General features: G+C 58.3%; 5 protein-coding genes. 1 reads left to right on the top strand and 4 read right to left on the bottom strand.

Annotation, left to right across the window (positions count from 1 at the left end; genetic code table 11):
* A partial coding sequence (locus tag ABF824_RS14995) for a GGDEF domain-containing protein (RefSeq protein ID WP_415489794.1) occupies positions 1 to 837 on the top strand: 837 nt, incomplete at its 5' end.
* Between the two features lie 57 nt (positions 838 to 894).
* Here the strand turns inward: ABF824_RS14995 and ABF824_RS14990 are convergent.
* The 4 genes from ABF824_RS14990 to ABF824_RS14975 all read right to left on the bottom strand — a co-directional run bounded on the left by ABF824_RS14990 (position 895) and on the right by ABF824_RS14975 (position 6,396).
* Positions 895 to 2,091 (bottom strand): threonine ammonia-lyase, encoded by a 1,197-nt coding sequence (locus tag ABF824_RS14990; protein WP_415489793.1) that lies wholly within the window; start codon positions 2,089 to 2,091, stop codon positions 895 to 897.
* Positions 2,092 to 2,105: 14 nt separating this feature from the next.
* A complete protein-coding gene (gene greA / locus ABF824_RS14985; RefSeq protein ID WP_415489792.1) occupies positions 2,106 to 2,579 on the bottom strand; it encodes a transcription elongation factor GreA in 474 nt (157 codons plus the stop codon).
* 193 nt (positions 2,580 to 2,772) lie between these two features.
* Positions 2,773 to 6,027, bottom strand: coding sequence for a carbamoyl-phosphate synthase large subunit (gene carB, locus ABF824_RS14980; protein ID WP_415489791.1), 3,255 nt, complete (start codon positions 6,025 to 6,027; stop codon positions 2,773 to 2,775).
* 15 nt (positions 6,028 to 6,042) lie between these two features.
* A complete protein-coding gene (locus ABF824_RS14975) occupies positions 6,043 to 6,396 on the bottom strand; it encodes a hypothetical protein (protein WP_415489790.1) in 354 nt (117 codons plus the stop codon).
* Positions 6,397 to 6,474: the final 78 nt, after the last annotated feature.

The raw sequence follows: 6,474 nt of genomic DNA, 5'->3' as shown, positions 1-6,474 counted from the left end.
ATATATTACAAATTTCAATTATTCGATGTGGATTCTGTTGTCAGGCAGGGAAAAAACTCATCATTTGTTTATAAAAATGTTGATCTGAAGAATATTAGCTTTCAGGTTCAGGCGGTAGATACACTCAATCATCGTTATGCAAGTGCTGATATAATTTTGGCTCATGCGCAGGGGACCGGACTTTCTCTATCAAGTATAATATTCTGGTGTTCTGTGACGCTAATTCCTCTTTTTGTTGTTTTTGGTATTGCCTACAAGAAGATAAAAAATGCGAGAGACAGAAAAATTGAATTTGCGGTTCGTGGCCGCACGCGAGTCATGGAAGAAATGCAGGCGCAACTTCTGCATCAATCAAAGGTAGACGTATTAACGGGACTCTTGAATCGCCGTGCAATATTTGATGAAATGGGGGACGTTGTGTCCGCACTTTCCCCCAGTGACTCAGTTGCTGTCGCTTTGATTGATATAGATCATTTCAAATCGATTAATGATACAATGGGGCATCAGGGTGGTGATTACGTTCTGGAGCAATATGGCCACCGTTTGAGACAGGCTTCAGGTTCTTCTGCGTCCTGCGGGCGTTATGGTGGTGAAGAACTCATCGTATTTTTCATCGCTGTACCAAATAAGGAAGCTCTCGTGGAGCATGTTAAGAAAATACATGCTTTTCTCTGTGAGCCAATTCCATTCGGAGCATCAAGTATAACGGTTACTTGCTGTATCGGGCTTGCAGTTTTTCTGCCCGGTGATACAGCAACACGGCTTATTGGACGAGCAGACAGGGCCCTTTATAAAGGGAAAAGAAACGGCAGGAACTGTGTCGTTCTTGCAGATTGATCGAGGATCGAAATACAGAAGAAAAAGTTCTTCCCTCTTCTGTATTTAAATGTGCTGTCAGACCCGCCGCACCACATAATGCCCCCGCAGTGCCTCGGTGATTTGTTCGGCATGCTGCGGGTCGCGCGCCTCGATCATCACTTCAAGTTCCGCCGCCTGAACGGATGGTGCAGCAAACAGACGCTGATGAGACACTTCGATGATGTTGCCGCCCGCTTCACCAATCGTCTTCGAAATATCGGCCAAAACGCCCGGACGATCTGGAATCTCCATGATCAGTCGCAGCAGACGCCCATCACGTAGCATCGCCCGCAGCAGCGTGTTGGCCAGAATGCGCGTGTCGATGTTGCCACCACTCACCGGCAACGCCACGCGTTTGCCTGCGAACAGGGAAGGATGACTCATCACCGCTGCCAGACCCGTGGCGCCTGCGCCTTCGGTCACCTGCTTGGCGCCCTCGGCCATTAGCGTGATCGCGTTTTCCACGTCACGCTCTGACACGACCACAACCTTCGAGACGAGCCGCTGGATCACCTCATGCGTCCGGCGCCCGATCTTCATCACCGCAATACCTTCGGCGATTGTTGCGCCACCACACGGTGTCACTTCAGCGCCGGGAAAAGCGGAAAGGGAAGAATAGCTTTCCACCTGCACACCGATCAGTTCGAGATCAGGACGCATGGCCTTGGCGGCAACAGCCATACCCGACAGAAGACCACCGCCACCAATTGGCACAACCAGTGCATCCAGCGGACCGGCATCTTCCAGCAGTTCCAGTGCACAGGTGCCCTGACCGGCCATGACCGCATCATCGTCATAGGGATGAATGAAAACCCGGCCTTCGCGCTCTTGCAGATCCTTTGCGAACAGGGATGCCTCGGCAAAGTTGTTGCCCTCAAGCACAACCCGCGCACCCCAGCCTTCCGTCCGCGTCACTTTGGACGCAGGCGTGAAGCGCGGCATGACGATCACTGCGTCAATCCCAAGCAGGCTGGCGTGGCGTGCCACGCCCTGCGCGTGATTACCGGCCGAAACGGCGATCACGCCGCGCGCGCGTTCTTCTGGGGTCAGCAGTGCCAGTTTGTTCGCCGCACCACGTTCCTTGAAGGACCCGACAGCCTGAAGGTTCTCAAGCTTGAGCGTGATCTCCGCCCCAACCGATTTCGACAGGGAGTGGGAAGGGACGGTGGGCGTACGCAGCACACGCCCCGCAATCCGCTGCGCGGCGGCGGTGATATCCTCGAACGTGATCACGCTGGCAGCTTTCTTCAGGCGTAAACGACGGAGGTGATTTCATAGCTCCGGTCACCGCCGGGAGCGGGTACGGAAACCGTATCACCCAGTGATTTGCCGATCAGCGACTTGGCAAGCGGGGAGGAAATGGAGAGCAGACCCTGCTTGATGTCGGCTTCATAGACACCGACGATCTGGTAGCTGACTTCCTTCTCCGTCTCTTCGTCAATCAGCGTGACGCGGGCGCCAAATTTTACCTGATCGCCCGACAGTTTCGAAGGATCGATGACTTCGGCGGTGGAGATGATTTCTTCAAGTTCCAGTACGCGGCCTTCGATGAAGGACTGACGCTCGCGGGCAGCATGATATTCTGCGTTTTCCGAAAGATCGCCATGCTCACGCGCTTCGGCGATCGCACGAATAACGGCTGGACGTTCCGAAGACTTGAGATGACGGAGTTCATCCTCAAGTCGCTGCAGGCCGGACGCGGTCATCGGGGTTTTCTGCAAGGTGCCAATCCTCGGAAAGCAAAACACGAAAAGAGGACCAGACCGGCGTCACTGCCTGTCCAGCCCAGACGAAAAGGGAGGAAACTCCCTCACAATTCAATGGAAGGCCCAAGCCTTCCATCAAATCGCTTCAGAACGGTAAATTCACCGGAACATCGCAGGGGCTACCCGCAAGGGCGTCCCCCGACACCATTCAGAACGATCCGTTAAAGTAGGACTGAAGCGGCGCAACTTCAAGCGGGCCTTCACGCATCGCCGCAATTGCATGGATTGCGGCCCGCGCACCGGCCATCGTCGTGAAGTTCGGAACACCCATCGTCAGGGCCGAGCGACGGATGTCATAGCTGTCCTTGACGGACTGACCGCCCTGCACGGTGTTGATGACCATCTGCACCTCGCCGGATCGGATCGCATCCACGCAGTGTGGACGACCTTCCAGCACCTTGTTCACGACCTTCACCTCAATCCCGGCGTCACTCAGACATTTCGCTGTGCCCCGTGTCGCCAGAATGGTGAAGCCCATGTCGGCCAGCATCCGTCCCAGACGCGGCAGATGCGCCTTGTCCCCATCGCGCACCGACAGGAACACTGCGCCGGAGAGAGGCAGCTTCACACCCGCCGCAAGCTGCGACTTGGCGAAGGCCCGTTCGAAGGAGGTGTCGAGACCCATCACTTCGCCTGTCGAGCGCATTTCCGGGCCAAGGATCGTGTCCACGTCCTGAAAGCGATGGAACGGGAAGACGGCTTCCTTGACGGCTACATGGGGCACCACGGCCCGGTCATCCAGCGTGAACTCGGACAGCTTGGCACCAGCCATCACGCGGGCACCGATCTTCGCCACCGGAACGCCAGTCGCCTTCGCCACGAAGGGCACGGTGCGCGATGCACGCGGGTTCACTTCCAGAACGAAAATGTCCTGACCCTTGATCGCATACTGCACGTTCATCAGACCGACGATGCCCAACTCCCGCGCCATGGCTTCCGTCTGCGCTTTCAGCTCCGTTACGATGGCCGGAGAGAGCGTATAAGGGGGCAGGGCGCAGGCGCTGTCACCGGAATGGATGCCGGCTTCCTCGATGTGCTCCATGACACCTGCAACATAAACCTCGTTGCCGTCGGCAATGCAGTCCACGTCAGCTTCAATGGCGTCGTTCAGATAGTGGTCGATCAGAACGGGACCGTTCGCCACTTCCGCACCGGCAAGCTGCAACGCGACTTTCATGTAGCGCTGGAGACTGGCGCGGTCATGCACGATCTCCATCGCCCGACCACCAAGAACGTAGGACGGACGCACAACGACCGGATAACCGATCTGCTCGGCGATATCCTCGGCTTCGGCAGGGGACCGCGCGATGCCGTTGGCAGGCTGACGCAGGCCGAGCTTGCGGAGAAGCGCCTGAAACCGCTCACGGTCTTCTGCGCGATCAATCGCATCGGCTGGCGTGCCGAGCAGCGGAATGCCCGCTTCTTCCAGCGCACGGGACAGCTTCAGCGGCGTCTGACCACCATACTGCACGATGCAGCCCAGAACCTCGCCCGTCTCCTGCTCACGACGGATCAGGGCGACAACATCCTCGCCCGTCAGCGGCTCGAAATACAGGCGGTCGGAGGTGTCATAGTCGGTGGAAACCGTCTCCGGGTTGCAGTTGACCATGATCGTCTCAAGGCCAGCCTCACGCAGGGCGTAGGCGGCATGGACGCAGCAATAATCGAACTCGATGCCCTGACCGATGCGGTTCGGACCACCACCAAGGATCACTACCTTCTTGCGTGAAGTCGGATCAGACTCGCAGACCGGCTGGCCGAAGCGGTTCTCGTAGGTCGAATACATATACGGCGTGGCGGAAGCGAACTCGCCAGCGCAGGTGTCGATGCGCTTGTAAACAGGCTTCACGCCAGCCTTCTCACGCAGGGCGGCCACTTCCTTGGCCTGCGTGCCGGACAGACGGGCAAGCTGCACGTCCGAGAAGCCCATGGCCTTCAGACGACGCAGACCCTGCGCATCTTCCGGCAGTCCCTTGTCGAGGACTTCCTTTTCCGCCTGAACGATCTTTTCAAGCTCACGCAGGAACCACGGTTCAAACTTGCAGGCCGCCGCAATCTCATCCACCGAGAAGCCTGCACGGAGCGCCTGCGCCGCCATCAGGATACGCTCAGGGCGTGGCTGCGACAGCTCGGCGCGGAATGCGTCCACACCGCCGTCGCCGGGAGCTTCGACCGGGTCCAGACCGACAAGGCCGGTCTCCATGGAGCGCAGACCCTTCTGGAGGGCTTCCGGGAAGGAGCGACCGATGGCCATCGCCTCGCCAACCGACTTCATGGAAGTGGAGAGCAGGGCAGGGGTGCCGGGGAATTTCTCGAACGTGAAACGGGGGATCTTCACGACGACATAGTCGATGGTCGGCTCGAAGGAAGCCGGTGTCGAACCCGTAATGTCGTTGGTCAGCTCGTCCAGCGTGTAGCCCACAGCCAGCTTCGCCGCGATCTTGGCAATCGGGAAGCCTGTCGCCTTGGAGGCCAGCGCCGAGGAGCGCGACACGCGTGGGTTCATCTCGATGACCACCATACGGCCATCCTTCGGGTTCACACCAAACTGCACGTTCGAACCACCCGTCTCGACGCCGATCGCCCGCAGACAGGCGATCGAGGCATCGCGCATCCGCTGATATTCCTTGTCGGTCAGCGTGAGGGCAGGGGCGACAGTGATTGAGTCACCGGTATGCACGCCCATCGGGTCAATGTTCTCGATGGAACAGACGATGATGCAGTTGTCCGCCTTGTCGCGGACCACTTCCATCTCAAACTCTTTCCAGCCCAGAACGGACTCTTCAACCAGCACTTCCGTTGTCGGAGAGGCGTCGAGGCCGCCGGTGACAATCTGGTCGAACTCTTCCTTGTTGTAGGCGATACCGCCGCCCGCGCCGCCCATGGTGAAGGACGGACGGATGATGGCCGGAAGCCCGACATTTTTCAGCGCTTCACGCGCTTCATCCAGCGTATGCGCGATGAAGCTCTTCGGGCTTTCGATGCCGATGGCGTCCATCGCCTCACGGAACTTCTGACGGTCCTCGGCGCGGTCGATCACGTCCGCCTTCGCGCCGATCAGTTCCACGCCATGCTTCACAAGAAAGCCCGACGCATCCAGCGCCATCGCCGCGTTAAGCGCCGTCTGACCGCCCATCGTCGGCAGGATCGCGTCCGGCTTCTCCTTGAGAATAATCCGCTCCACGAATTCCGGCGTGATCGGCTCGATATAGGTCGCGTCCGCCAGACCCGGATCGGTCATGATCGTCGCCGGGTTCGAGTTCAGCAGGATGACGCGGTAGCCTTCCTCACGCAGCGCCTTGCACGCTTGCGCGCCGGAATAGTCGAACTCACAAGCCTGACCGATAACGATCGGACCGGCGCCGATGATCAGGATAGAGCGAATATCTGTCCGTTTGGGCATGATCAGTCCTTTTGCTCAGTCTTGTTGGTCGGCCGGGTCAGTGCCCATGGCGCGCATGCGGTGAAGGTAATTTTCAAACAGGGGAACGGTGAACGCTGTCTCGCCATGAGACGGGCTGTACACCATCCCCTTGCGGATCAGCGTTGCCCGCACAGGCGCTACGGCCTGCGTGCGTGACCCCATTTTTGCAGCGATTCCACCCGAGCGGTGAGGGCCCGCTCCGAGATCGGCCATCGCGTAGCAGTATTCCAGTTCCCGCACTGTGAGGCGTGCATAGCGCATACGGAAGAAGCCACTGTCCAGCGAAGTCACGGAGACTTCGGTCGCGACCTGAATGTCTCCCGGAAGGACACGGTCCCCATGCGCCACGTTCCACGCATGGTAAGCCCAATCCTGAAGGAAAAAGGGATATCCCTTCGTGATCCGTCAGGCTTCGTACACCGCTGC

Source organism: Acetobacter sp., assembly GCF_047721705.1.
GTDB lineage: Bacteria > Pseudomonadota > Alphaproteobacteria > Acetobacterales > Acetobacteraceae > Acetobacter.
This window is presented reverse-complemented; position numbering and strand designations above follow the sequence as displayed.